Raw genomic sequence first — 26,738 nt, 5'->3', positions numbered from 1 at the left:
GTCAGTCCGCCTCTCTGCCGGTGAGCGAGGTCTGCAGCGCACCGTCGGCGACGACGCGGTGTCCCGCCAGGAAGGTGGAGTGGACCCGGCCCGGCAGCTCCATGCCGGAGAACGGGGAGTTCCGGCCCTTGGTGGCATGCTCCTCAGGACGCACGGTGCGGCGCGCCTGCGGGTCCACCAGGATCAGATTCGCAGGCTCGCCGACGGCCAGCGGGCGGCCCTGGTGCCCGTGGCGTGCGATCTCCGCCGGACGCACCGAGGTGACCTCCGCGAAGCGCCGCCAGTCCATCATGCCGGTCTCGACCATCGTGTGCTGCACCACCGAGAGCGCCGTCTCCAGCCCGGTCATCCCCATCGCGGCCTGGTGCCACTCGCACTCCTTGAGCTGCGTGGGGTGCGGGGCGTGGTCGGTGCCGACGACGTCGATCGTGCCGTCGGCCAGCGCCTCGCGCAGCGCCTGGACGTCCTCAGCCGTGCGCAGCGGCGGATTGACCTTGTACACCGGGTTGAAGCTGCGGACCATCTCATCGGTGAGGATCAGGTGGTGCGGAGTGACCTCGGCGGTCACGTCGATGCCCCGCTCCTTGGCCCAGCGGATGATCTCCACCGACCCCTTCGTGGACACGTGGCAGACATGGAGACGCGACTCCACGTGCTGAGCCAGCAGCACGTCACGGGCGATGATCGCCTCTTCGGCCACTGCCGGCCAGCCGGGAAGCCCCAGCACCGAGGACACACAGCCCTCATTCATCTGAGCACCCTCGGTGAGCAGCGGCTCCTGGGCGTGCTGGGCCACGAATCCGTCGAAGGACTTCACGTACTCCAGTGCCCGACGCATCAGCACCGGGTTGTGCACGCAGATGCCGTCGTCGGAGAACATCCGGACCTGGGCGGAGGACTCGGCCATCGCGCCCAGCTCAGCCAGGTTCTCACCGGCCAGCCCGACCGTGACGGCCCCCACGGGATGCACCTCGGTCCAACCGGACTCCAGCCCCAGACGGTGGACCTGTTCGACGACGCCGGCGGTGTCCGCCACCGGTGAGGAGTTCGCCATGGCGTGCACGGCGGTGAAGCCGCCCAGGGCGGCCGCGCGGCTGCCGGTCTCCACGGTCTCGGCGTCCTCGCGCCCGGGCTCGCGGAGGTGCGTGTGCAGGTCCACCATGCCGGGGAGCGCGATGAGGCCGGTGGCGTCGATGGTCTCCAGCGGCACGCCCTCCCGCGGCGCGGCCGTGTCGGCCCCGAGAGTGGCGATCTTCCCGTCCCGCAGCACCAGGTCGGCAGTCGTCTCCCCGAGGATCTTGGCACCGAGGATCAGGTGGTCGGTCATGCGGAACTCCCGTCGTCGTGACTCTGTGAAAGCAGCAGGTGCAGCACCGCCATGCGCACCGAGACTCCGTGCGAGACCTGGTCGAGCACCCGGTTCAGCGGAGAGTCGGCGGCGGCTGCGGAGATCTCCACGCCTCGGTTCATCGGCCCAGGGTGCAGGATCATGGCTCCGTCCCCTCCGGGGCCGTCGAGACGTTCCACCCGTGCGAGGCGCTCGTCGGTCAGGCCCCACCGGCGCGTGTACTCCGCCGGTGTGGGGAAGAAGGCTCCGCCCATGCGTTCGGCCTGCACGCGCAGCATCATCACGGCGTGCGGTCCCGAGGCCAGCGCCTCGTCGAAGCTGTAGTGCACGCTGACGGGCCACTGCTCCACACCCACAGGCAGCAGGGTCGGCGGGGCGACGAGGCCGACCTCGGCGCCGAGAGTGTTCAGCAGCCACACGCCGGAGCGGGCGACCCGAGAGTGCAGGATGTCCCCGACGATCAGCACCCGCATACCGGTCAGGTCCGTGCCACGAGGCCCGTGGCCCCGCCCAGCGGCCCAGCCTCGGCGCAGCGTGAGCGCATCCAGCAGCGCCTGTGTGGGATGCTCATGGGTGCCGTCTCCGGCGTTGACCACCGCGCAGTCCGTCCAACCCGAGGCCGCCAGCTGTGCCGCGGCGCCGGAGGCCCAATGGCGCATCACGATCGCGTCCGCTCCGATGGCCTCCAGGGTCTGGACGGTGTCCTTCAGCGACTCGCCCTTGGAGACGGAGGAGCCCTTCGCCGAGAAGTTCATGACGTCCGCGGAGAGTCGCTTCGCGGCGGCTTCGAAGGAGATCCGCGTCCGCGTGGAGTCCTCGAAGAAGAGGTTCACCACGGTGCGACCCCGCAGCGTGGGGAGCTTCTTCACCTCGCGGGTGGCCACCGCGCTCATCTCCTCGGCGGTGTCGAGGATGCTCAGCGCGTCGCTGGGGGACAGGTCCGCGGTGGAGAGCAGGTGCCTCATGGGCGTGGCCCCCTCTCGATGAGCACGGCCTCGTCCTCGGCGGCGACGCCGTCGACGTCGGCCAGGCGCACCGAGACCCGTTCGTCCCGGGAGGTCGGCAGGTTCTTGCCCACGTGATCGGCACGGATCGGGAGCTCGCGGTGGCCGCGGTCCACCAGGACGGCCAGGCGCACCGCACGGGGGCGCCCGAGGGCGGAGAGGGCGTCCAGCGCGGCGCGGACGGTGCGGCCGGAGTAGAGCACGTCGTCGACCAGGACGACGGTGGCGTCGTCGACGCCGGCCTCGGGCACCCGGGTGGGCTCCGGGGTGCGTGCGCTGCCGGTGCGCAGATCATCCCGATACATGGTGATGTCGAGGGAGCCGACCCCACGCACGGGGTCGAAGGCCCCGTCGATGCGGGCGAGCCGTTCACCCAGGCGACGGGCCAACGGGACACCCCTGCGGGGGATGCCGAGCAGCAGGAGACCATCGACGCCGCGATGGGCCTCGACGATCTCGTGCGCGATGCGCGTCAGTGCCCGCTCCATATCAGGGGCGGACATGACCTGTGAGGTCTCTGGTGTGGTCACCAGGCGACTCCTTCCTCGCCTCACGGGACGATCCTTAAAGGAGACAGCAGGATATTCAGCTGTTCGGACCCACTCTAGCGGATCCCGGGAACCTCTCCCCGGTGACGCTCCGCGGAACCGGGAGCAGAGTCAGTCCAGAAGGGTCGGCTTGAGCTTCTGCAGGCGCCCCAAGACTCCGTTGACGAAGGGCGGGGACTCATCCGTGGAGAGTTCCCGCACCATGGCCACGGCCTCGGCGACGGCGACGCCGTCGGGGATGTCGTCGTTGTAGAGCAGCTCCCAGGCGCCGATGCGCAGCGCCATCAGGTCCACGCGCGGCATGCGCTCCAGGCTCCAGCCCCGGGAGTAGGTGGTCAGCAGCTCGTCGATCCGCTCGCGGTGGGAGACGACGCCGTCGAGGACAGTGACGACGTAGTCATCGACCACGAGATCGGCCTTCTCCCGGCGGACCCGGAGGACTTCGAGCGGCTCGGCTCCACGCTGCTCCGCCTCGAAGAGGACCTCCAACGCACGGCGGCGCGCCTTGCTTCGACGGGCCACGGGTCAGTCCGTCACACGGCCGAGGTACTCGGAGGACCGTGTGTCCACCTTGACCTTCGTGCCCTGGTCGACGAAGAGCGGCACCTGGATCTCGTGGCCGGTCTCCAGGGTGGCGGACTTGGTCCCGGCCGAGGAGCGGTCGCCCTGCAGGCCCGGCTCCGTGTAGGTGATCTCCAGGACCACCGACGGCGGCATCTCCAGGTACAGCGGCGTGCCTTCGTGCAGCGCGATGCTGACCTCCTGGGATTCCAGCAGGAAGTTCGCGGCATCCCCGACGACGGAGCCCGGAACGGTGATCTGGTCATAGTCCCGCAGGTCCATGAACACGTAGTCGTCGCCGTCGGCGTAGAGGTACTGGTAGTTGGTGCGGTCCACCGTGGCGAACTCCACCTTGGCACCGGCGTTGAAGGTCTTGTCCACGACCTTGCCGGAGGTGATGTTCTTCAGCTTGGTCCGGATGAACGCTCCGCCCTTGCCGGGCTTGACGTGCTGGAACTCCAGGGTGTTCCAGAGCTGGCCCTCGAGCTTGAGGACGGAACCGTTCTTGATGTCGTTGGAGGTGGCCACTGATTGCCCTTCTTCACATCGGATGCGGGTGTCCGCGCGCCGGTCGGCACACGGCACGGCTGTGCGCGGTTGTCGATTCTACAGGGAGACCGTGGTGCCCTCGTCCGACTCCGCGATCTCCTGGTACGTCGCGAAGAGGATCGAGGCGTCGGGGATCTCCACGGTGGCGGGCTGACCCTGCCCTGCCAGGAGCACGAACCGCAGCTGATCGCCGCGGTTCTTCTTGTCCCGGCGGATGCCTTCGAGCAGCTGGTTCCAGCGGTCGTCCCGGTAGGTCACCGGCAGGCCCAGAGACGTCAGCACCGACCGGTGGCGGTCGGCTGTGGCGTCGTCCAGACGCCCCAGGCTGCGAGCCAGCTCCGCGGCGAAGACCATGCCCACCGAGACCGCCGCCCCGTGGCGCCACTGGTAGCGCTCGGCCAGCTCGATGGCGTGGGCCAGGGTGTGCCCGTAGTTCAGCGACTCGCGCAGCCCGGACTCCTTCGGGTCCTGGCCGACCACCGAAGCTTTGACCCGGATGGCCCGCTCGATGAGCTCACGCAGCTGATGCGAATGCGGATTCTGTGCCTGTTCGGGCGACGATTCGATGATCTCCAGGATCTTCTCGTCAGCTATGAAGCCGCATTTGACCACCTCGGCGAGACCGGCGACGAGCTCGTTGCGCGGCAGCGTGAGCAGGGTGTCCAGGTCAGCCAGCACTGCGGCGGGCTGGTGGAACGCGCCCACCAGGTTCTTGCCTTCGGAGGTGTTGATGCCGGTCTTGCCCCCGACGGCGGCATCGACCATGGCCAGCAGCGTAGTGGGCATGTGGACCACTCGCACCCCGCGCAGCCAGGTGGCGGCCACGAAGCCCGCGACATCGGTCACCGCTCCCCCACCGACGGCGACCACGGCGTCGGAGCGCGTGAAGTCGTTCTGGCCCAGGACCTGCCAGCAGAAGGCGGCCACCTGGATGTGCTTGCCCTCCTCCGCGTCCGGGATCTCTGCGACCACCGCCTTGTAGCCGGCGTTCTCCAGGTCCTCGCGGACGACGTCGCCGGTGGCGCGCAGCGCGCGGGGGTGGATGACGAGCACACGCTCGGCCTGGGCTCCGATCATCTGCGGCAGGCGCCCGAGCAGGCCGTTGCCGATGACGACGTCGTAGCCGAGCTCCTGGCCACCTGTGCCGCGGCCCTCGCCGACGGTGATGACCGTGGGCTCAGCGCCCGTCGCGGGGCCGCCGTCGGGCGTGGTGCTCTCGAGGGAGGCACGCTCAGATGAGGCGCTCTCGGGGGCGGGGTTCTCGGGTGCAGTGTTCTCGGGCGCTGGGTCTGCCTGCGGACTCATGGAGTGAGGTCTTCTCCTCGGGGTGTGTCAGTGGACGGCACGGAGTGCCGAGACGATGGTATCGACTCGCTCGTCGATCGTCCCCTCGGCAGGCGGAACGACGACGTCCGCGCATTCACGATACAGGGCCTCACGCTCCGCGTAGATCCGAAGCCAGGAGGACACCGGGTCGTCCCCGAGGACCGGGCGTGTGGAGCCGTCGCCGAGACGCTGCCGCGCCTGCTGCTCGGTGAGGTCAAGCATCACGACCAGCTGACTGCTCAGCGTCTCACGGGTCCGCGGGCTGAGGATCGAGCCGCCGCCGAGGCTGATGACGGACGGGCGCGGCGAGTCCAGCAGTTCGGCGACCACCTTCTCCTCCTCCGCGCGGAAGGCCTCCTCGCCGTGCGTGGTGAAGTACTCGGCGATGCTGCCATGACGTGCGACGAAGAAATGGTCAGTGTCGACGTGCGGCCGGCCCAGCCGACGGGCCAGCGCCGATCCCACCGTGGACTTGCCGGAGCCCATCGGCCCGATGAGCACGATGTTGCGCGCCAGATCCTGGGTGCGTCCAGTTCCCACCATCAGTCTCGCCCCGCTGTCAGTCCTGCATCGCGGCAGGCGCCTGCAGCGGATCGCCGTCGGTGCCGGCACGCTGCGGGTCGGAGCCGAGCTCCGGGAGCCCGGAGAGGTAGGACTCCAGGTTCCGCCGCACCTCTGCGAGGCTGTCGCCGCCGAACTTCTCCAGCACGGCCTGGGCGATCACCAGGGAGACCATCGCCTCGGCCACCACGCCGGCGGCCGGGACGGCGCAGACGTCCGAGCGCTGGTGGTGGGCGGTGGTCGGCTCGCCGGTCGCCGTGTCCACGGTGCGCAGGGCCCGCGGCACCGTGGCGATGGGCTTCATCGCGGCCCGCACCCGCAGCGGGGTGCCGATGCTCATACCCCCTTCGATGCCTCCCGCCCGGTTGGTGGCGCGGCGCACCGCGGAGCCGGCGGGCTCGATCTCGTCATGCGCCTGGGAGCCGCGCCGCCGCGCCGTGCGGAAGCCATCACCGACCTCCACCCCCTTGATCGCTTGGATGCCCATCAGCGCACCGGCGAGCCGGGCGTCGAGGCGCCGGTCCCAGTGGACGTAGGACCCGAGCCCGGGAGGCAGGCCGTCGACGACGACCTCGACCACGCCGCCGAGGGTCTCGCCCGCCTTGTGAGCGTCGTCCACCTCCGCGACCATCCGCTCGCTGGTGGCCGGATCGGTGCAGCGCAGCGGATCGGCGTCCAGACGCTCGACGTCGTGCGCCGACGGCGTCTCGACCTCTTCCGGGATCTCCACGGTTCCGATGGCCGTGGTGTGGGAGACCGTGGTGATGCCCAGGTCGTCCAGGAAGGACTGGGCGACGGCCCCCAGGGCCACACGGGTGGCGGTCTCGCGCGCCGAGGCGCGCTCCAGGACCGGACGGGCCTCGTCGAAGCCGTACTTCTGCATGCCGGTGTAGTCGGCGTGCCCGGGACGCGGACGCGTCAATGGGGCGTTGCGGGCGAGCCCTTCGAGCTCATGGGGATCGATCGGGTCGGCCGACATGACCTTCTCCCACTTCGGCCACTCGGTGTTGCCCACCTCGATCGTCACCGGCGCGCCGATGGTCAGACCGTGCCGGACTCCGGCCAGCAGCCTGACCTCGTCCTTCTCGAACTTCATCCGGGCTCCGCGCCCGTAGCCGAGACGACGGCGCGCCAGGGCATCCTGGACCGCCTCGGTGGTCAGCCGCACCCCGGCGGGAAGGCCCTCGATGATGCCGACGAGGGAACGGCCGTGTGATTCTCCGGAGGTCAGCCAGCGCAACATGGCCTCCATGATGCCATGTCGCAGGGCGCACGGCGGCGTCGTCAGGCACGATTCCGCCTGGTGGACGCCTGGCGGGCCTCTGGAGGGCCTCTGGTGGGCCCCGGAGGGACGTGCAGGAAGCCCCGCGGGCACCTTCCCTATCGATCAGCCGGGCAGCACCGACCGCATGCGGGCGACCATCTGCTCGTGCTCCGCCGACGACAGCTCCGCCGCCGGGCGCGCGGTGCCTGCGGTGAATCGGTGGACCTGTTCCACCGCCTGGTGGAGCAGCATGGCCAGCCCGGAGACCACGTGGCCACCGGCCCGCTCCCAGGCGTCCGCCAGCGCGGAGGGCCAGGGGTCGTAGGCGACGTCGAGCAGCGGCAGGCGACGTCTCAGACGGGGCACCTGCGCGGCGAGGCCGTCCGCCGCCCGCGGAGGCAGGGTGGAGACCACTGCACCGAGCTCGTCGCCGGCGACGTCACGGGTGAGCGCCTCGAGGGTCGCCGTCCGGAGACGGATCCCCAGGGTCTCAGCCACGGGCTCGAGCGAGACGGCCCGCTCCGGGGAGCGGGCGTAGGCGCACACCTCGGTGAAGCCCAGCTCGGCGGCAGCGGCCAGCGCGGCCGCCGCCGTCGAGCCCGCCCCGATGACGCCGAACCGGCCCTGCGTCCCCTCGGTGGGCGGACGCTCCGTCTCCGCCGTCGGGAGCCCGGCCTTCTGGAGCCCGGCCTCCTCGAGCGCGGCCACGATTCCGTCCACGTCGGTGTTGTCGCCGGCCAGGCCATCTGGACCGTGGACCACCGTGTTCAGCACCCCCAGGGTCTCCACTCGGGGAGAGAGGCTGTCCATATGCGGCACCATGGCAGATTTTAGGGGCATTGTCACCGACCACCCGACCCAGCCGCGCTGCGCCCCTTCCCCCGCCAGGAAGTCGGGGAGCTCGGCGACGTCGACATCGCGGCGCGAGTAGATGATGTCCGCTCCCAGCATCGCGTAGGCGGCACCATGCAGCGCCGGAGAGAGGGAATGGCCGATGGGGTGCCCCAGCACCGCGGCGCGGGGCCGACTCATTCGCCCTCCTCCACCTCGGCCTCTGCGGCCTCCTCCTCGGCCGGGCTGCAGACCCCGGGGTTGTCTTCGCAGTAGTCGTTGAACACCGCGACATCCTCCAGATGCTCCGCGTAGGTCTCGTTGAAGCGGGTCTCGCCGGTCTCGACGTTTACGGTGACCCAGTAGTAGTAGTCGGTCTCGGCCGGGTCGACGGCGGCCTCCAGCGTGCCGGGCGTCGGCGCGGCGATGGGGCCGGGCGGCAGTCCCTCGTGCACGTAGGTGTTGTACTCGTTCTCCGGGTTCAGCCGCTCAGACTCCGGGAAGTGCAGGTCGCCGGACAGGCCGAGGCCGTAGTTCACGGCTGCATCGATCTGCAGCAGGCCTCCGGTCTCCGTGTTGTCCGGGTCCAGCCGGTTCTCGATCGCACTGGCGATCACCCGGTAGTCCTCCGGCTCGGAATGGTTGGCCTCCCCGGTGATGAGTGAGGCGATGATGACCGCTCGCCACTGCTCGTCCTCGTCGGTGATGCCGGCATCCTCGAACTCCTCGAACGTCCGGTCCACCATCGACTGCAGGACCTCGGCAGGTTCCGGGTCCTCCTCCACACTGAAGCGGTACTCGCCGACCGCCAGATAGCCCTCCAGGGTCTCCGCCTCCTCGGGCAGACCGAAGTCGGCGGGATCCTCGGCGGCCTCACGGAAGTCGGCCTCGGGGATCCCGGTGGCCTCGGCGACCGCAGAGAAGACCTCATCAATCCGCCAACCGGCGTTGATCCAGACGACCCCTTGGGCCTCACGATCCGGCGTCAACGCGCTGACCGCATCGGCGGCCGGCATCTCCTCCCGGACCTCGAACTCCCCGGCCTGGAGGACTCCGAGATCGTCCGCATTGCGCAGCGCGTCGCGCAGCGCCTCCTGGCTGGCGATGATCCCCTCCTCGGCGAGCCGTCGGCCGACGACCTCCCAGCCCTCGCCCGGGTTCACCTCGAACGTGACCGTGTCACCGGCTTGGGTCTCGTAGTCCTCGGGGCCGGAGAGCAGCCCCCCGAACACCGCGTTGAAGACCACGGCGAAGATGACCACCAGTGCGGCGAAGCCTCCGAACACGAGTCCGAGCGTGAGGTTGCGGCGACGCCGACGTTCGCGACGCCGCGTGAGGATCTCTCGGCTGGTGCCCGTGTCGAGCGGCGTCACCGTCTGATATCCCCGCCCGTAGCTGGAGGACGTGATCAGCAGCGGTGCGCCGTCCGCATCGTGCTCCACGTGCTCCTCCAGCACGTGCCCCTCCGGGCCGAGGATGTCCTCGGCCGGAGACACTGGGGCGACGCGCGCGTCCTGGACAGACTCGGCCTCTCCGGAGGTCGCCGCGCGAGGTGCCTCCGATACGCCCTCCCCCGCGGTGGCGCCCGCCGCTCCGATGGCCTGCTCGAAGGGAACCCGCCCCGAAGGCGTCGCCTCCGCGGCCTGCCTCTCCTCCTCAGCCCTGGCACGCTCCCGGGCCTCGCGGATCTCACGGCGGCGCCGGCGGGAGCCCGCCTGATGCGGCATGTCATCGCTCACGCGGGGGTCCTCACTGGTGTCGGCGGCACATGTCGATGCGATTGTAATCTATTCGTGATCCGAGTTCCGGGAGGCCGGCGGACCGGAGGATCAGGCCGATTCCTCGATCATCCGACGCCAGCTGCGGCGGGCCTCCAGAGCCTCCTCAGCCTCGGCGATGGTCCGGGCGTCGCCGTGGGCACGCGCCCGCTCGAGCTCCTGCTCCAGGCCGGCGATGGTCTCGTCGAGCTGGTTCAGCATCGAATTCTGGCGCGCCACCGTCTCGGGATCCGTGCGCCGCCAATGGGCCTCCTCGGCCTCCCGGAAGGCGTCCTGGACCCGCTTCAGAGCCCCTTCCATCCGCTTGACGTCGCCCCGGGGCACTCGCCCAGCCGCATCCCAGCGCTCGAGCAGCGCGTGGTACCGGTCGCGGATCGTCTCGGGGGCGGTGAACGGCATCAGCGCCTCCAGCTCCTTCAGGAGCTGCTCCTTGACCTCCAGGTTCGCCTGGTACTCAGCGTCGATCTCGGCGTTGGCCGCGTCCCGCGCAGCGAAGAAGACGTCCTGCGCCTTCCGGAAACGCGCCCACTGGGCGTCGTCGCTGCGGCGTGCACCTCGGCCTGCCGCCTTCCATTCGTCCATGAGGCGGTGGTAGGCCTTCGTGGTGGGTCCGAAGTCCGTGCTGTGCTGGAGCTCCTCGGCGCGGGCGATCAGCTCCTCCTTGATGCGCTTGACCTCAGAGTGCTCCTTGTCCCGGCGACTGAAGAACGTCCGACGCTCCTTGTCGAATGCGCTCCGTGCGGCCCGGAACCGCTTCCAATAGGGGTCCTCCTGACCCTTGGTCAGGCGCGGCGGCTTCTTCTGCTCCGCCTTCCACGCCTCGAAGAGCTCGCTCATGCGCTGCTGGGCCGACTTCCAATGCTGGGCGGCAGGATCGGTGGCGGCGATCGCCTCCGCCTCCGCCACGATCCCCTCCCGAACCTGAAGGTGCTCGGCCACAGCCTGCTCGGCCTGCTCCTTCTCCCGTGTCGCCAGGGCCTCGATGCCGTGGGCCAGCTCGTCCAGCATGCCGCGCAGAGCGGCCACGTCGCCCACCCAGGCTCCGCCGTCGAGCTCCGCGAGGAGCGCCTCCCGGCTCTCCCGGAGGGCCTTGGCCCCGTCGGCGGACGCCTCGACCCGGGCCTTGAGCAGCAGCGCGCGGTCAAAGAGGTCGTCGAACTTCCGGGTGAAGTACTGCAGAGCCTCCTCCGGCGTCGCGCCGGGGTACTGGCCGACGTAGACCTCATCGGCGGCCGGCTGCGCGGTGCTCCGGATCTCCTCCGGCTGCTCCGACTGCTCCCGGGGGGCGACTGCCCCTGCCTGATCTGCGGGCCCTGCCTGCTCAGTGGCAGGAACCTGCTCGGCCTCAGGCGTCGGCGCGGGTGTCTGGGCCGAGGACGCATCCTGCGCGGCGGAAGGTGCGGGCGCGCCCGACGCCGTCGGCGCCTTCGCGTAGACGTGGCCGTCGTCGTCGACGCGGGCCATCTGCCGCGCCTCGTCGAGAGTGGTCTCGTGGTGTCCGGGTCTGACTGCGGGACTCATGGCCACCACCCTACCGGCACCGCACACGACCTGCGACGCGGCCGCTATGATGGACCGGTCTGTCGACCCCGTCACCTCCAGTGAGGAGCGCCCACCCCGCATGGCACGCACAACGTCCCTCTCCGGCTTCACCGAGTGGCTCCCCGACGAGCGTCTGGTGGAGCTCCATGTGCTCGACACCCTGCGGGAGGTCTTCGAGCGGCACGGGTTCGTCTCCATCGAGTCCCGAGCCGTGGAGACGGTGGACACCTTGCTGCAGAAGGGAGAGATCGACAAGGAGATCTACGGCGTCTCGCGGCTGCAGGCCGACGAGGACGCCGAGGCTCGCCTCGCACTGCACTTCGACCTCACGGTGCCCTTCGCCCGGTATGTGGTGGAGAATGCCGGCCATCTCTCCTTTCCCTTCCGTCGCTACCAGATCCAGAAGGTCTGGCGCGGAGAACGCCCTCAGGAGGGCCGGTCCCGCGAGTTCACCCAGGCAGACATCGACATCGTCGGTGACGGCTCGCTGCCCTTCCGCTGCGACGTCGAGCTGGCTGTGGTGATGGCGCGCGCGCTGGAGTCGCTGCCGATCGGCGACTTCCGGATGCGGATCAACAACCGCAAGCTCTCCGAGGGGTTCTACCTCGCGATCGGCCTGGAGGACACGGCCGCGGTGCTGCGTGCCATCGACAAGCTCGAGAAGATCGGCCCGGAGAAGGTCGCCGCCGAGCTGGCTGAGACGGCCGGCGCGACGGAGGAGCAGGCGCAGAAGGCGCTGGCGCTGGCACAGATCCGGACCGAGGACCTCAGCTTCGTGGACCAGGTCCGGGCTCTCGGCGGGGAGCACGAGCTGCTGGAGGCCGGCCTGACCGAGCTCGCCGAGGTCATGGGCGAGCTTCAGCGCCGCGTCCCCGGGCGGGCCGTGGCCGACCTGTCCATCGCCCGCGGGCTGGACTACTACACAGGGACTGTCTACGAGACCGTCCTGGTCGGTCATGAGTCTCTCGGGTCTGTCTGCTCCGGCGGCCGCTACGAGTCCCTGGCCTCCAAGGGGAAGCGCACCTTCCCGGGGGTCGGGCTGTCCATCGGCGTGACCCGCCTGCTCTCGCGCCTGCTGGCTCAGGGACACCTGACCGCCAGTCGCTCGGTCCCCAGCGTGGTCTACATCGCCTTGCGCACAGACGAGGACTGGGGATCCGCCCAAGACGTCGCCGACACGCTCCGGGGACGCGGGATCAACGTGGAGGTGGCGCTGCGGGCCGAGAAGTTCGGCAAGCAGATCCGTCACGCGGATCGACGCGGCATCCCCTTCGTCTGGTTCACCGACGAGGACGGTCGCCACGAGGTCAAGGACATCCGGTCCGGGGACCAGGTCTCGGCCGATCCGCAGACCTGGACGCCGCCGCAGGAGGATCTGTCCCCGCGGGTGGTTCCCGCGGGCTGACCCCGGTCGCCGACGCTCCGTGTCGGCGCAGCAGAGCACACGACGACATCAGCACACATCCAGACAGCTACAGACATCGGCCCATCAGGCCCCAGGACAGAGGCAGCACCGAGGTCGGCCGGCAGAACCCGGACCGACAGCGGGCCCTCCAGGGAGGACATCGTGCTTCGCACACACCACAACGGCGCACTCCGCGCCGAGCACATCGGACAGACTGTCACGCTGACGGGCTGGGTCGCCCGCCGTCGCGACCACGGGGGCGTGGCGTTCCTCGACCTGCGGGACGCCTCCGGCGTCGCCCAGGTCGTCGTGCGGGACGAGGAGGACTTCGCCCCGCTGCGCAATGAATTCGTCCTGCAGATCCGGGGGACGGTCGGGCGCCGCCCGGAGGGCAACGAGAACCCGAACCTGGCTTCCGGCGAGGTGGAGGTCATCGCGGACGAGGTCACGGTGCTGAACACCGCCGACCCGCTGCCGTTCCAGGTGGACGAGCACGTGGAGGTCGGTGAGGAGGCGCGCCTGCGGCATCGCTATCTCGATCTGCGCCGCGAGGCACCGCAGCGTGCCCTGCGGCTGCGCTCGGAGGCCAACCGTGTGGCCCGGGAGTTCCTGCACACGCAGGACTTCACCGAGATCGAGACGCCGACGCTGACCCGGTCGACGCCGGAGGGTGCGCGCGACTTCCTGGTCCCCGCCCGCCTGGCCCCCGGCTCCTGGTACGCACTGCCGCAATCGCCGCAGCTGTTCAAGCAGCTGCTGCAGGTCGGCGGTTTCGAGAAGTACTACCAGATCGCCCGCTGCTACCGGGACGAGGACTTCCGCGCCGACCGTCAGCCGGAGTTCACCCAGCTGGACATCGAGGCCAGCTTCGTGGACCAGGAGGACATCATCGCGCTGACGGAGGACCTGATGCGGCGGCTGTGGCGCCTCATCGACGTCGAGCTTCAGGCTCCCCTGCCGCGGATCACCTATCGGGAGGCGATGGCGCGCTACGGCACCGACAAGCCGGACCTGCGCTTCGGCCTGGAGCTCGTGGAGCTGACCGACTACTTCGCGGAGACGCCGTTCCGGGTGTTCCGGGCCCCCTATGTGGGCGCGGTCGTGATGCCCGGCGGTGCCGACCAGCCGCGCCGCACCCTCGATGCCTGGCAGGAATGGGCCAAGCAGCGCGGGGCCAAGGGTCTGGCCTACGTGCTCGTCTCGGAGGACGGAGAACTGGGAGGCCCGGTGGCGAAGAACCTCTCCGACCAGGAGCGCGCCGGCCTCGTCGAGGCGGTGGGCGCGAAGCCCGGCGACTGCATCTTCTTCGCCGCCGGAGAGGTCAAGACCTCCCGCGCCCTGTTGGGAGCGGCTCGCGTAGAGATCGCCGAGCGCACCGGCCTGATCGACCACGACGCCTGGTCCTTCGTGTGGGTCGTCGACGCCCCCATGTTCGAACCCGCCGCCGAGGCCACCGCGGCAGGCGACGTGGCCGTCGGCTCCGGCGCCTGGACCGCAGTCCACCACGCCTTCACCGCCCCGAAGCCGGAGTTCGCCGAGACCTTCGACCAGGACCCCGGTCAGGCGCTGGCCTACGCCTACGACCTGGTCTGCAACGGCAACGAGATCGGCGGCGGCTCCATCCGTGTGCACCGTCGCGAGATGCAGGAGCGGATCTTCGCCGTGATGGGCATCGCCGAGGAGGAGGCCCGGGAGAAGTTCGGTTTCCTGCTGGACGCCTTCAAGTTCGGTGCGCCTCCGCACGGGGGGATCGCCTTCGGCTGGGACCGCGTCGTGGCCCTGCTGACCGGTGAGGACTCGATCCGCGAGGTCATAGCCTTCCCGAAGTCCGGCGGCGGCTTCGACCCGCTGACCGCCGCACCGGCGCCGATCACTGCCCAGCAGCGCAAGGAGGCCGGAGTCGACGCTCGTCCCGAGCCGAAGGACGGGGCATCGGACGGCACCCCGAAGCAGACGGTGGAGGCGGCGTCCTGACCCAAGACATGACCCTTCCTGCGTCCGCCTGTCCTCTGGCGACAGCATGACATCAGGCCCGGCCGCAGTCTGCTCCGGCCGGGCCTGATGCTGTGCAGGTCCCCGTGTCCAGGTCCCCGTGTGAAGGATCCGCGCGAGTGCGCGGGCTGAACTGCGGTCAGCTGCGTCGGGGTCGCTCCAGCTCCTCAGTGTCGAGCAGCAGTGTGACGGGGCCGTCGTTGACGAGTTCCAGCTCCATGTGGGCTCCGAAGATCCCGGTGTGCACGACGGCGCCCAGAGCCCGCAGATGGTGGACATAGCGCTCATAGAGGGGCTCGCCCACCGCCGCCGGGGCGGCGCTGCTCCATGAGGGCCGTCGCCCCTTCCTGGCGTCCCCGTAGAGGGTGAACTGACTGACCGCCAGCACGGGGGCCTGTGCCTGTTCGGCGGAGAGCTCCTGGTCCAGGAGGCGCAGCCGCCAGGTCTTCTCCGCGAGCAGGCGAGCCTGGTGATCGGTGTCGTCATGGGTGACGCCGAGGAGGACCACCAGACCCTGTCCGTCGAACCCGTCGACATGCTCACCGCCCTCGGCATCTCGGGCGCGGACCTGGGCACGGGAGACTCGCTGGATCACGGCACGCATGGACACCATTCTGGCACCTGCGCCGAGGTTGTACGGGGTATATCAGGGCGCATCGGGGCGGGCGCGCCGCGGCAGTGCCTGCCCGGGCCGTCACGACGGTAGAGTGGATCCGACCGATTCGAACATGTCTACGAGGAGCTCCGGTGACCGACCCTCTGACCGGCGATCTGTTCTCGGCCGCATCCCACCAGGAGGAGGGCGGTCGACGACGGCACATGCCGTTGGCCGTCCGCATGCGTCCACGCCACCTCGACGAGATCGTCGGGCAGCAGCACCTGCTGGAGCAGGGCTCCCCGCTCCGCGTGCTCGCGGAGGGCTCGCGGGGTCCCGCCGGTGCCTCGTCGGTAATCCTCTACGGCCCGCCGGGCACCGGCAAGACGACGCTGGCCCATGTGATCGCCCGTGGCGAGTCCCGCACCTTCGTGGAGCTCTCGGCCATCCGGGCGGGAGTCAAGGACGTCCGCCGCGTCATGGACCAGGCCCTCGAGGACCGAGACCTGCGGGGCAGGACGACCGTGCTGTTCCTGGACGAGATCCACCGCTTCAACAAGGCCCAGCAGGACGCCCTCCTTCCCGGAGTCGAGAACGGCTGGGTGATCCTGGTCGCCGCCACCACCGAAAACCCGTCCTTCTCCGTGGTCTCCCCTCTGCTCTCGCGTTCCCTGCTGCTGACTCTGCGTCCGCTGACCGACGAGGACCTCTCGGGACTGATCGACCGGGCATTGGCCGAGGAGCGCGGCCTCGACGGCGCCTTCACGCTGGATCCTGAGGCGCGCGGGCACATCCTGCGCATGGCCGGCGGCGACGCGCGCCGCGTGCTGACCACTCTGGAGGCTGCCGCCGCGGTGGCTGCCGGTCGGGCGGAGCAGCATGCACCCGCCGGGACCGACGACGCATGTTCGGACGAGGACTCCCCCGAGGCGGACCCAGGCGACTCCGACTCCTCCGAGACGGACTCGCCCGAGAGAGACTCCCCCGAAGCGGGCGGGGCCACGCCAGGACATCTCGGGACGATCACGATCACCTCCGAGGACGCCGAGCAGGCGATGGACCATGCCGTGCAGCGGTACGACCGCGACGGGGACCAGCACTATGACATCGTCTCCGCGTTCATCAAGTCCCTGCGCGGCTCGGACCCCGACGCCGCACTGCACTACCTGGCCCGTATGGTCGTCGCCGGAGAGGATCCCCGGTTCATCGCCCGTCGTCTGGTGATCGCGGCCGGTGAGGAGGTCGGCATGGCCGACCCCAGCGCGCTGCAGACGGCCGTGGCGGCGGCCCAGGCCGTCCAGCTGATCGGGATGCCCGAGGCGCGCATCCTCCTCGCGGAGGCGACGGTGCACATCGCCACCGCCCCGAAGTCCAACGCCTCCTACCGTGCCCTCGACGCCGCCATCGCCGACGTCCGCGCCGGCAAGGGCGGGCCGGTCCCGCTCCATCTGCGGGACGCGCACTACGCCGGGGCCCACCGTCTGGGGCACGGACGCAGCTACGTCTACGCCCACGACGAGCCCCATCATGTGGCGGCCCAGCAGTATCCCCCCGATGACCTCGTCGGAGTGGACTACTACCGTCCCACCGGGAACGGGCAGGAACGCGCCGTCGCCGAACGACTCGACCGCCTGCGCGCCATCACCCGCCGCTGAGGGACCCCAGCAGACGACGGCGGGGCCGCACCTCCCCAAGGAGGTGCGGCCCCGCCGTCGTCAGCTCTGGCAGAAGGCGCTGAGCCCCATAGGTCCTCTCGGACCCACGTGCGACTCAGTGGCTGGCCTCGATAGACCGACGATCCGTCGCCTCAAGACCGCCCTCGTGGCCGTCGCCGTGGTGGTCGTGCTCCAGCGCCTCGAGGTACTCCTCGCGGCTGACCGGCTCGACGCGGTCCTGGAAGAACCAGTGGTTGAGCTTGGCCCGGAACTTCTCGGTCCGGGTGATCTTGCCCTTCGCGTTCGGCTGCGGACCGGACGGCGCCGGCGACTCGAAGGCCACCAGCGTGTACAGCTCGTAGTCCGAGGGACGGGTGTGCTTCTCGCGGAACTCACCGTGCGGGAGCATCTCGATGACGCCGGCCTCGTGGCCGTGCAGCGCGGTCTCCCGGTCCTTGCGCTGCAGCGAGAGGCAGATGCGCTTGGTGAGGACGAAGGCGATGACCGGTCCGACGAAGATCAGCACCCGCGACCAATAGGTGATGTCGTTCAGCGAGAGCATGAAGTGCGTCGCGATGAGGTCGTTGGACCCCATGCCCCACATGATGCAGTAGAAGGTCACACTCGCCGCGCCGATCGCCGTCCGGGTGGGGGCATTGCGCGGGCGGTCCAGGATGTGGTGCTCCTTCTTGTCCCCGGTGATCCAGGCCTCGATCCACGGCCAGATGAACATGACCAGGAACATGACCGCGATGGGGATCATCGGGATGAGCACCGGCGTGGCCACCGAGTTACCGCCCCAGGGCGTCGGGATGACGAACTCGAGCGGAATCTCTCCGAGGAAGCCCGGCATCAGACGCAGCACGCCTTCGAAGGGACCGATGTACCAGTCGGGCTGCGCACCGGCCTGCACAGGGGACGGGTCGTAGGGCCCGTAGTTCCAGAGCGCATTGATCTGGAACGTGCCGGAGATGACCGCCAGGATGCCGAAGACGATGAAGAAGAAGCCGCCGGCCTTGGCCGCGTACACCGGGCCCACCGGGTAGCCGACGACATTGCGCTCGGTGCGTCCCGGGCCGGGGTACTGGGTGTGCTTGTGGGTGACCACCATGAACAGGTGCACAGCGATCAGGACCAGGATCAGCGCCGGGATGACCATGATGTGCAGCACGTAGAGGCGGGGGATGACCTCTCCGCCGGGGAACTCCCCGCCGAAGAGGAAGAAGGACATGTAGGTGCCGACCACCGGGATGGCCTTCATCATGCCGTCGATGATCCGCAGACCGTTGCCGGAGAGGACCTCGTCCGGCAGCGAGTAGCCGGTGAAGCCGGCGGCCAGGCCCAGGATCAGCAGCGCGCAGCCGACGACCCAGTTGAGCTCACGCGGCTTGCGGAACGCGCCGGTGAAGAAGACGCGCAGCATGTGGATGGACATGGCCATCACGAAGAGCAGCGCCGCCCAGTGGTGCAGCTGACGCATGAACAGCCCGCCGCGCACGTCGAAGGAGAGCTCCAGCGCGGTGGCGTAGGCGGTGGACATCTCCAGGCCCTGCAGCGGCGCATAGGAGCCGTCGTATCGCGTGCTGGCCATGGAGGGGTCGAACCAGAACGTCAGGAACGTCCCGGAGAGGATCAGGATGACGAAGCTGTAGAGCGCCACCTCGCCGAACATGAACGTCCAGTGATCCGGGAAGATCTTCCGACCGAACTCGCGGACCATGCCGGTGCCGCCGACCCGCTGATCGACGTAGTTGGCGATGCGTCCGGTGCGCGTCTCAGGCTGGTACTGGTCTGCCTCGAGGTACTGGGCCTCGGTGTACTTCTCTGTGCTGGCGCTCATGCGTTGTAATCACCCTCGGGGTCGGTGGAGCCACGCTCCCAGTAGGTCGGGCCGACAGGCTCGGTGAAGTCGCTGCGGGCGACGAGGAAGCCCTCCTCGTCCACGGTGATCGGGAGCTGGGGCAGCGGGCGGCCGGCCGGGCCGAAGACCACTTTGAACTCCTGAGCCGCGTCGAAGGTCGACTGATGGCACGGGCACAGCAGGTGGTGCGTGTGCCGCTCGTAGAGGGCCACCGGGCAGCCGACGTGGGTACAGACCTTGGAGCAGGCGATGATGCCCTCGTGGGTCCAGTCCTCGCGGCCGGGAGTCACCTGCTGGATGTCATCGGGGTTCATCCGGACGACGAGCACCACGGACTTGGCCTTCTCCGACAGGCGGTCCGCGTGGCCGGACACCTCGCGCAGGGTCTCGGGGATCACGTGCATCGCCGAGCCGATCGTGATGTCAGCCGCGCGGATCGGGGTGCCGGTGGGGTCACGGACCAGGCGGACGCCCTCCTCCCAGAGCGAGTGACGCATGCGCTCCACGCCGAAGTCCTCGGAGCGGTCCAGGTCCCGGAACGGGAGGATGAAGGGCAGCGGCGCCAGGACAGCCGCACCGATGAGGGTGTTGCGGATCAGGGGTCGGCGCTTGATGCCGGACTCCTCGAGCACATCCGTGATGATCTGCTCCGCCTCCTGGCGCTCCGCCTCCTTGCGCAGCGGCTTGCGGTCCTCGACCAACTCGTGGTCGGGCATGAGCGTCTTGGCCCAGTGCACCACCCCCAGGCCGATGCCGAGCATGGCGAAGCCCACGCCGACGCCGAGGAGGGTGTTCTGCAGGCGCAGCGCCTGGAGGTTCTCGCTGAGCTCCACCGCGAAGTAGCCGATGAAGAAGATCACGGTGCCGATGATCGAGATGAGAAACAGCGTGGCCACCTGGCGCTCGGAGCGCTTCTCGGCCTTCGGGTCCTCATCTGCCACCCGCGGGCGGTGCGGCGGCAGACCGGGGTTGTCGATGGCGTACCTGCCCGACTCCCCGTCACCGGCTGTGATGACGGCCCCCGACTCATTCGGGTCGCCGTGACCGTGCTCGCCCATATGGTTCTCGTCCTTTGCTTGAGTGATTGCGTAGTAGGTGCGTGTGCGGCGTCTTCGGCTCACCGCGGCCGGCGGCTCACGAGGAGCGGGACGTCAGCCAGACCATCGAGGCGATCAGGATCGCCAGTCCCCCAGTCCAGATGAACAGGCCTTCGGAGACCGGGCCGAGGAAACCGAGCGAGAAGCCGCCGGGAGTCCCCTGGGAGTCGTAGGTCTTCAGGAAGGCGATGATGTCGCGCTTGTCCTCCGGCGGGATGTTGGCGTCGTTGAACACGGGCATGTTCTGCGGACCGGTCTGCATCGCCTCATAGATGTGACGCTCCTCCACTCCGTGCAGCGACGGAGCGTACTTCCCCTCCGTCAGTGCGCCGCCGGCCGCCGCGGCGTTATGGCACATGGCGCAGTTGATGCGGAAGAGCTCTCCGCCTCGGGCAGGATCTCCCTGGTCCACATCGGTGTACTCCTCGGCGGGCACAGCCGGCCCTGCCCCGAGGGAGGCGACATAGGCAGCCAGCTGCATGGTCTGCTCGTCATTGAACTGCCGCGGCTTCTCCTGCGCCTGCGGACCGTGCATCTGCATCGGCATGCGCCCGGTCCCGACCTGGAAGTCGACCGAGGCCGCGCCGACGCCGATCAGCGACGGTCCGGCGTCCGTCCCCTCGGCGTTGATGCCGTGGCAGGTGGCGCAGTTGGCCACGAAGAGGCGCTCGCCCTCATCGACGTCCGCGGCGGAGTATCCGTCCGCCTCCTGAGAGGCCTGGGCCTGATTGATGGTCGTGGCCGCGGCATACAGACCCCCTGTGATCAGGAGGCCCAGGAGGAGCAGTGCCACGCCTGCGAAGGGGTGGCGGCGCTTCTGTGAGAGTGCCTTCACGTGCCGGTTCCTAACTTCTCGGTGCGGGCCCGCCTGCGGTGCCTGCGGGCGATAGTGATGGGTGATGGATGGTCGTCGTCCGTCGGGAATGGACGGTCACGCCCGTCAGACGAACATCGGAAGGATGTAGACGACGCCGAACAGGGCGATCCACACGACGTCGACGAAGTGCCAGTAGTACGAGATCACGACGGCGGCGCTCGCCTCCTTGTGGGTGAACTTCACGCTGAAGTACGCCCGCGCGATCACGTACAGGAAGGCGATGAGCCCGCCGATCACGTGGAGGCCGTGGAAGCCGGTGGTGATGTAGAAGGCGGAGCCGAAGGAGTTGGTCTGGACCGCCACACCGTGGCTGACCAACTCGGCGAACTCGAAGGTCTGGCCCGCGATGAAGATTGCGCCCATGAGGAACGAGAGGATGTACCACTCGACCATGCCCCAGTTCTTGATGTTCATCAGGGAACCGGTGCGGCGGGGCTGGTGACGCTCGGCGGCGAACACTCCGAACTGCGCCGTCACGGAGCTCGCCACCAGGATCACTGTGATGATCGTGGCCAGGGTGATGTCGAGTCGCGCACTGTACTCCGCCCACATCTCAGGCTGCGTCGAGCGCAGGGTGAAGAACATCGCGAACAGGCCGGCGAAGAACATGAGCTCGCTGGTCAGCCAGACCATGGTGCCCACGGACACCATGTTCGGGCGGTTCGGCAGCGTGCGCGCCGGAGCATTGGGGGCTTGGGTTGCAGACGTCACGAGGACATTATTGCCTGAATCGACGCCCGTTCGCCATCGACGAAGGGGGTGTGGCGCCTCCCCCAGTTCCTTGTCAGACCGGCGATCCCCGTCATTCCCAGGAAGTACCAAGGTCGGGGCCCGCGAGAATGTGTCGGAAATTTCTACGAAATGTAGAGAAACGGCGTGTCGTGGGCCGGGATATCCTGGTCCGGTGACTGAGACCTCCCCCGCCTCACAGACCACCTGGCCGCATCTGCTGGACGCCCTGCTGGGCGGCGAGGACCTCACCGCGGAGGCCTCCGCCTGGGCCATGGAGCGCCTCATGGGAGGCGAGCTGACCGACGCCGAGATCGCCGGCTTCCTGATCGCGCTGCGGGCGAAGGGCGAGACGGCGGAAGAGCTCGTCGGGCTCTCCTCGACCATGATGGCCAAAGCCGTGGACATCTCCATCCCCGGCCCCACCCTCGACATCGTAGGAACCGGCGGCGACCGTCTGGGCACGGTGAACATCTCGACCATGTCCTCGCTGGTGGCTGTCGGGGCCGGTGCCCGGGTGGTCAAGCACGGCAACCGCGGAGCCTCGACGACGGCCGGCGCGGCCGATGTCATCGAGGCGCTCGGCGTGGACCTCTCCATGGACCCAGAGCGTGTCGCTCGGGCGGCCACCGAGGTCGGCATCACCTTCCTCTTCGCCCAGAGCTTCCACCCCTCCATGCGCTTCGTGGCCCCGGCGCGACGTCAGCTGGGTGTCCGCACGATCTTCAACTTCCTGGGCCCTCTGTCGAATCCCGCGCGGGTGGATGCCCAGGCGCTCGGCTGCGCGCACCGCGGCCTCGCTCCGAAGATGGCCCAGGTGCTGGCGTCCCGGGGGACCCGGGGGCTGGTGTTCCGGGGACAGGACGGCCGGGACAAGATCACCACCTCGGCACCGACGGACGTCTGGGAGGTGCGGGAGGGGATCGTGGAGCACCACGAGATCCACCCCGCCGACCTCGGAGTGGCCCAGGTGGAGGTGGACGCGCTGCGCGGCGGCGCAGGAGATGACAACGCCGAGATCGTCCGGCGCGTGCTCCGGGGTGACCGGGGGCCTGTGCGGGACGCTGTGCTGATCAACGCCGCCGCCGGGCTGACCGCTGCCGATGAGAGCTCGGAGGGAAACCTGCTGGACCGTCTGCGCGCGAACAGGGACCGCGCGGCCGAAGCCCTGGACTCGGGAGCGGCCCACAGCGTGCTAGTGAACTGGGTGGAGTTCAGCCGCGGCTGAACTGGTCTGCCGACCCCCCGGGCCCGGTCCCGACGTCTGGTCGCGGCAGCTGATCCCACCGACTGGCCGTCAGTCAGTCCTCGTCCTCAGGCTCACCGTGGCCGAACGGGTCCGGATCGATACCGGGCATCCAGGTGTTCCCCTCCTGGGTCCACCCCTCCTTCTTCATCGCCTTCTTCCAGCGACGTGCCCACTTCTGATCGAGACGATTCACGTAGAGATACCCGTCCAGGTGGTCGTACTCATGCTGCATGATGCGGGCGAACCAGCCGGTGGCCTCGAGCCGTCTGAGCTGACCGTACTCGTCGAGCCCGGTGATCTCCACGTGGTCGCTGCGTTTGAGGGGGAAGCCGTATCCGGGCACCGAGAGGCAGCCCTCGGTCTCCTCATCGGGGTCGGGCGCGGTCTTCGAGACCCTGCCGATGAGCCGCAGCGTGGGGTTGACGAACGCTCCCCGTGAGGGGGCGTCGCCGGAGTCGGCGTAGGTATAGGTGAAGATCCGCAGCCCGACGCCGATCTGCGGGGCGGCCAGGCCCACACCGTGGGCGGCGTCCATGGTCTCGTACATGTCCTGGACCAGTTGACGCACCGTGTCGTCGACGGCCTCGACCTCTGCGGCTCGGCGATGCAGCACCGGCTCGCCATGGATGGTGATGGGGCGGATGGTCATGGAGAGATCCTAACGGTGGAGGCACGCACGCCGACGCCCGCCGGGCCCTGAAGGCGCCGACGGGCGTCGCTGCGGCATGCGGGGCGACATCGCCCTGGAGGGGCGGTCAGCCCCGCCTGATCGGGTCAGTGCGCGTAGCGCTTCCGGTTGTACTCCAGCACCCAGCCGGTGACGAAGAAGATGGCCGGAATGGCGCCGATGAACACGACCCACCAGTCGAAGGCCATGCCGAAGAACACGAAGGCGCAGGAGAAGCCGAGACCCAGCGGCCACCAGCTCCACGGGGCGAACTCGCCGTAGTTGCCAGCCTGCTGGTGGATCTCACCCTCCGGGTTGTCCCCGTCCATCACTTCAGAGTGCTTGTCCGTCTGGCGCAGGTAGAACCAGAGCATGAACCCGAGGCCCGCGGTGAGCAGCAGCAGCGGGAAGCCCGCCAGCTCCTCGAAGCCGGTGAGGAAGCCGTAGATGAAGGCCACGACCAGGACGAAGACGCCCAGGAGGCCGAAGAGTCCGGTGTTCGTCTTCATCAGATACCTGCCTTGTCCTTCTGATCAGCGGGACCGAACACCTTACCAGCTGGCGTGTGCAGGCTGTGGCGGTCGGAGAGCTCCGGGTGGTGCAGGTCCAGCGCGGGGCGCTCGGACCGGATCCGCGGCAACGAATAGAAGTTGTGCCGCGGAGGCGGGCAGGACGTCGCCCACTCCAGGGATCCGCCGAAGCCCCACGGGTCGTCCACGTGGACCTTGCGGCCCTTGCGGTGCGTGATCCAGACGTTCCAGAAGAACGGAATCAGGGACGCCCCGAGGATCATCGAGAAGACCGTGGAGAACTGGTTCATGGCGGTGAAGCCGTCCTCGACCAGGTAGTCGGCGTACCGACGAGGCATGCCCATCACGCCGAGCCAGTGCTGGATCATGAACGTCCCGTGGAAGCCGATGAACAGCATCCAGAAGTTGATCTTGCCCAGACGCTCGTTGAGCATCTTTCCGGTCCACTTGGGCCACCAGAAGTAGAATCCGGCGAACATCGCGAACACCACCGTGCCGAAGACCACGTAGTGGAAGTGCGCCACCACGAAGTAGGTGTCGGAGAGGTGGAAGTCCAGAGGCGGTGAGGCCAGGATGATGCCGGTCAGACCGCCGAAGAGGAAGGTCACCAGGAACCCGAGGCTCCAGAGCATCGGGGTCTCGAACGTGATGGACCCTCGCCACATGGTGCCGATCCAGTTGAAGAACTTCACTCCGGTGGGCACGGCGATGAGCATGGTCATCAGCGCGAAGAACGGCAGCATGACCGCACCGGTCACATACATGTGGTGCGCCCAGACGGTCACCGACAGCGCCGCGATGGCGATCGTGGCGTAGACCAGACCCTTGTATCCGAAGATCGGCTTGCGGCTGAAGACCGGCAGGATCTCCGAGATGATCCCGAAGAACGGCAGCGCGATGATGTAGACCTCAGGGTGCCCGAAGAACCAGAACAGGTGCTGCCACAGGATGGCGCCGCCCGACTCCGGATCGAAGATGTGCCCGCCGAAGCGACGGTCCAGCCCCAGGCCGAAGAGTGCAGCGGCCAGCGGGGGGAACGCCATGAGGATCAGGATCGCGGTGATCAGGGTGTTCCAGGTGAAGATCGGCATGCGCCACATGGTCATGCCGGGAGCACGCATGCAGATGATCGTGGTGATGAAGTTGACACCACCCATGATGGTCCCGAAGCCGGACAGCGCCAGGCCGAAGACCCAGAGATCCCCACCCACACCGGGCGAGTAGGTGGTGTCCGACAGCGGCGCGTAGGCGAACCAGCCGAAGGACGCGGCCCCCTGCGGGGTCAGGAAGCCGGAGACGGCGATCAGCGACCCGAAGAGGAAGAACCAGAACGCCAGGGCGTTGAGCCGGGGGAACGCGACGTCGGGTGCGCCGATCTGCAGCGGCATGATGACGTTGGCGAAACCGGCGAACAGCGGCGTGGCGAACATCAGCAGCATCACCGTGCCATGCATGGTGAACAGCTGGTTGTACTGCTCCTTGGTCTGCAGCAGCTGCATGCCGGGCTCGAAGAGCTCCGCGCGGATGATCAGCGCCATCACGCCGCCGATGCAGAAGAACAGGAAGGAGGCGATCAGATACATGTACCCGATCGTCTTGTGGTCGGTCGTCGTCAGCCAGTTGACGACGATGCGCCCCTTCGACCGGGGTACGACGCGCGACTCGACCGCGCGTTCGTCAGCGGTGTATTCATAGGTCGCCACGATCAGTCCCCTTCGGTCGCGGTCACGTCGTCGTGAAGGTTGATGTTGCGGTCGTACTCGTCGCCCAGGTGGCCCTCGGGCAGAGTCTGCAGGTAGTCGCGGAACTCCTGCTCGGAGACGACCTCCACGTTGAACAGCATCTCGGAGTGGTACTCGCCGCAGAGCTCGGCGCACTTGCCGTCGAAGCTGCCCTCCTCCTGAGGAGTCAGGTGGATCTCGGTGGTGCGTCCGGGGATCATGTCGCGCTTCTGCAGGAAGGCGGGGATCCAGAACGAGTGAATGACATCGCGGGAGTTCAGCTCGAACGTCACGGACTGGTCGACCGGGAGGTACAGGGTCGGCAGCGTGTCACGCACGCCGTCCTCACCGGTGAGGTGGGCCTGGGTGCCGGCGAAGTAGCGCTCGTCGCCGTCATAGCTGTAGTTGAAGTCCCAGGCCCACTGCTTGCCCCGGACGTCGACGACGAGGTCCGGGTCCTCGTTCGGCTCGTCCACGGAGCGCTGCACCTGGTCGGTGTAGAAGAACAGGACGCCCACCATGACCAGCGGCACGATGGTGTACATGATCTCGAGCGGGATGTTGTACGCCAGCTGGCGCGGGTAGCCCGTCTCACCCTTGCGACGCCGGTAGGCCACCATGCACCACAGCATGAGGCCCCACGTCAGCAGACCGACAGCCAGAGCTGCGATCCAGGAGTTGACCCACAGGTCGGTCAATTCAGCAGTGTTGCTGGTGGTCTCACGGCTGCCGGGGAGCCAGCCACGCTGGACCTGCTCCGAACAGCCGGTCAGCACCAGTGCCGCCGCGGTGGCCAGCACCATCCCTTTGACGGCGCGCTGGCCTCGGCTGCCGGTTCGTTTCTGCGAACTCACAGACGGCCCTTCCTCTTCCTCGGTGTGCGAATGCGATCGGCACGTTATGGGGCCGCCCTGGGGACTGCTGGTCGCACGGGGACGAGCTGCGCTGGACGGCCTTGGACGCTTCGACGACAAGATTACTACCAACTGTAGTAGTTCGCCCCCCGCCCGCCGCGGCTATGACACGGCGGGAACCGCTGTGACCGCCG

At 68.7% G+C, this 26,738-nt stretch carries 24 protein-coding genes; 4 read left to right on the top strand and 20 right to left on the bottom strand.

What is annotated here, in order from left to right; translation table 11 throughout:
- Nucleotide 1: 1 nt before the first annotated feature.
- The 11 genes from ABD658_RS04255 to ABD658_RS04205 all read right to left on the bottom strand — a co-directional run bounded on the left by ABD658_RS04255 (nt 2) and on the right by ABD658_RS04205 (nt 11,291).
- Nucleotides 2-1,327 carry a dihydroorotase gene (locus ABD658_RS04255; RefSeq protein WP_344685598.1) on the bottom strand — a complete coding sequence of 442 codons (1,326 nt, stop codon included), beginning with the start codon at nt 1,325-1,327 and terminating at the stop codon, nt 2-4.
- Entirely contained in the window at nt 1,324-2,313 is a 990-nt protein-coding gene (locus ABD658_RS04250; RefSeq protein ID WP_344685595.1) for an aspartate carbamoyltransferase catalytic subunit, read from the bottom strand. Before ABD658_RS04250 ends, ABD658_RS04255 begins: the two co-directional genes overlap by 4 nt.
- A complete protein-coding gene (pyrR, locus tag ABD658_RS04245) occupies nt 2,310-2,885 on the bottom strand; it encodes a bifunctional pyr operon transcriptional regulator/uracil phosphoribosyltransferase PyrR (RefSeq protein ID WP_344743955.1) in 576 nt (191 codons plus the stop codon). Before pyrR ends, ABD658_RS04250 begins: the two co-directional genes overlap by 4 nt.
- A 126-nt stretch (nt 2,886-3,011) precedes the next feature.
- Entirely contained in the window at nt 3,012-3,422 is a 411-nt protein-coding gene (gene nusB / locus ABD658_RS04240; RefSeq protein ID WP_311024218.1) for a transcription antitermination factor NusB, read from the bottom strand.
- Nucleotides 3,423-3,425: 3 nt separating this feature from the next.
- Nucleotides 3,426-3,989 carry an elongation factor P gene (gene efp / locus ABD658_RS04235; RefSeq protein WP_311024217.1) on the bottom strand — a complete coding sequence of 188 codons (564 nt, stop codon included), beginning with the start codon at nt 3,987-3,989 and terminating at the stop codon, nt 3,426-3,428.
- A gap of 78 nt (nt 3,990-4,067) precedes the next feature.
- Nucleotides 4,068-5,315, bottom strand: coding sequence for a 3-dehydroquinate synthase (gene aroB, locus ABD658_RS04230; protein WP_344685590.1), 1,248 nt, complete (start codon nt 5,313-5,315; stop codon nt 4,068-4,070).
- 27 nt (nt 5,316-5,342) lie between these two features.
- The gene (locus ABD658_RS04225; protein ID WP_344685588.1) at nt 5,343-5,879 is read right to left on the bottom strand and encodes a shikimate kinase; all 537 of its coding nucleotides are present in this window, start codon (nt 5,877-5,879) and stop codon (nt 5,343-5,345) included.
- Between the two features lie 16 nt (nt 5,880-5,895).
- Nucleotides 5,896-7,140: a chorismate synthase gene (gene aroC, locus ABD658_RS04220; RefSeq protein WP_344743928.1), complete on the bottom strand. Its 1,245-nt coding sequence runs from the start codon at nt 7,138-7,140 to the stop codon at nt 5,896-5,898.
- Between the two features lie 144 nt (nt 7,141-7,284).
- Complete coding sequence (locus ABD658_RS04215) at nt 7,285-8,193, bottom strand: shikimate dehydrogenase (RefSeq protein ID WP_344685586.1); 909 nt, start codon at nt 8,191-8,193, stop codon at nt 7,285-7,287.
- On the bottom strand, nt 8,190-9,731 hold the full coding sequence (mltG, locus tag ABD658_RS04210) for an endolytic transglycosylase MltG (protein ID WP_344685584.1): 1,542 nt from the start codon (nt 9,729-9,731) through the stop codon (nt 8,190-8,192). The genes ABD658_RS04215 and mltG overlap by 4 nt, the downstream gene beginning before the upstream one ends.
- 90 nt (nt 9,732-9,821) lie before the next feature.
- A complete protein-coding gene (locus ABD658_RS04205) occupies nt 9,822-11,291 on the bottom strand; it encodes a DUF349 domain-containing protein (protein WP_344685582.1) in 1,470 nt (489 codons plus the stop codon).
- Between the two features lie 100 nt (nt 11,292-11,391).
- On the opposite strand from ABD658_RS04205, the gene hisS reads away from it, so the two are divergent.
- Complete coding sequence (gene hisS / locus ABD658_RS04200; RefSeq protein ID WP_311024210.1) at nt 11,392-12,717, top strand: histidine--tRNA ligase; 1,326 nt, start codon at nt 11,392-11,394, stop codon at nt 12,715-12,717.
- Nucleotides 12,718-12,879: 162 nt separating this feature from the next.
- The gene (gene aspS / locus ABD658_RS04195) at nt 12,880-14,691 is read left to right on the top strand and encodes an aspartate--tRNA ligase (RefSeq protein ID WP_344685578.1); all 1,812 of its coding nucleotides are present in this window, start codon (nt 12,880-12,882) and stop codon (nt 14,689-14,691) included.
- A 157-nt stretch (nt 14,692-14,848) separates the two neighbouring features.
- Here aspS and dtd read toward each other — a convergent pair whose 3' ends face one another.
- Nucleotides 14,849-15,313 (bottom strand): D-aminoacyl-tRNA deacylase, encoded by a 465-nt coding sequence (dtd, locus tag ABD658_RS04190; protein WP_344685576.1) that lies wholly within the window; start codon nt 15,311-15,313, stop codon nt 14,849-14,851.
- A gap of 215 nt (nt 15,314-15,528) precedes the next feature.
- On the opposite strand from dtd, the gene ABD658_RS04185 reads away from it, so the two are divergent.
- Nucleotides 15,529-16,959: a replication-associated recombination protein A gene (locus tag ABD658_RS04185; protein ID WP_344685662.1), complete on the top strand. Its 1,431-nt coding sequence runs from the start codon at nt 15,529-15,531 to the stop codon at nt 16,957-16,959.
- A gap of 115 nt (nt 16,960-17,074) precedes the next feature.
- Here the strand turns inward: ABD658_RS04185 and qcrB are convergent, their stop codons facing one another.
- The 4 genes from qcrB to ctaE all read right to left on the bottom strand — a co-directional run bounded on the left by qcrB (nt 17,075) and on the right by ctaE (nt 21,505).
- Nucleotides 17,075-18,799, bottom strand: a complete 1,725-nt coding sequence (gene qcrB, locus ABD658_RS04180; protein ID WP_344685574.1) for a cytochrome bc1 complex cytochrome b subunit — start codon at nt 18,797-18,799, stop codon at nt 17,075-17,077.
- Nucleotides 18,796-19,878, bottom strand: coding sequence for a cytochrome bc1 complex Rieske iron-sulfur subunit (gene qcrA / locus ABD658_RS04175; protein WP_344685572.1), 1,083 nt, complete (start codon nt 19,876-19,878; stop codon nt 18,796-18,798). Before qcrA ends, qcrB begins: the two co-directional genes overlap by 4 nt.
- A 76-nt stretch (nt 19,879-19,954) precedes the next feature.
- Nucleotides 19,955-20,752, bottom strand: a complete 798-nt coding sequence (gene qcrC, locus ABD658_RS04170; RefSeq protein WP_344685570.1) for a cytochrome bc1 complex diheme cytochrome c subunit — start codon at nt 20,750-20,752, stop codon at nt 19,955-19,957.
- A gap of 105 nt (nt 20,753-20,857) precedes the next feature.
- On the bottom strand, nt 20,858-21,505 hold the full coding sequence (gene ctaE, locus ABD658_RS04165) for an aa3-type cytochrome oxidase subunit III (protein WP_344743922.1): 648 nt from the start codon (nt 21,503-21,505) through the stop codon (nt 20,858-20,860).
- Between the two features lie 193 nt (nt 21,506-21,698).
- On the opposite strand from ctaE, the gene trpD reads away from it, so the two are divergent.
- Nucleotides 21,699-22,751 carry an anthranilate phosphoribosyltransferase gene (gene trpD / locus ABD658_RS04160; protein WP_344685568.1) on the top strand — a complete coding sequence of 351 codons (1,053 nt, stop codon included), beginning with the start codon at nt 21,699-21,701 and terminating at the stop codon, nt 22,749-22,751.
- A gap of 73 nt (nt 22,752-22,824) precedes the next feature.
- Here trpD and def read toward each other — a convergent pair whose 3' ends face one another.
- From def to ctaC, 4 genes are all read right to left on the bottom strand, one after another.
- Nucleotides 22,825-23,421: a peptide deformylase gene (gene def, locus ABD658_RS04155; RefSeq protein WP_344685566.1), complete on the bottom strand. Its 597-nt coding sequence runs from the start codon at nt 23,419-23,421 to the stop codon at nt 22,825-22,827.
- A 125-nt stretch (nt 23,422-23,546) separates the two neighbouring features.
- Entirely contained in the window at nt 23,547-23,948 is a 402-nt protein-coding gene (locus tag ABD658_RS04150) for a cytochrome c oxidase subunit 4 (protein WP_070158573.1), read from the bottom strand.
- On the bottom strand, nt 23,948-25,672 hold the full coding sequence (ctaD, locus tag ABD658_RS04145; protein WP_070158574.1) for an aa3-type cytochrome oxidase subunit I: 1,725 nt from the start codon (nt 25,670-25,672) through the stop codon (nt 23,948-23,950). The genes ABD658_RS04150 and ctaD overlap by 1 nt, the downstream gene beginning before the upstream one ends.
- Before the next feature lie 2 nt (nt 25,673-25,674).
- Complete coding sequence (ctaC, locus tag ABD658_RS04140; RefSeq protein ID WP_070158575.1) at nt 25,675-26,544, bottom strand: aa3-type cytochrome oxidase subunit II; 870 nt, start codon at nt 26,542-26,544, stop codon at nt 25,675-25,677.
- Between the last annotated feature and the right edge of the window lie 194 nt (nt 26,545-26,738).

The organism is Nesterenkonia aethiopica (assembly GCF_039534665.1).
GTDB lineage: Bacteria > Actinomycetota > Actinomycetes > Actinomycetales > Micrococcaceae > Nesterenkonia > Nesterenkonia aethiopica.
Note: the sequence above shows the minus strand (reverse complement) of the source record. Positions and strands in the feature narration are given on the sequence as shown.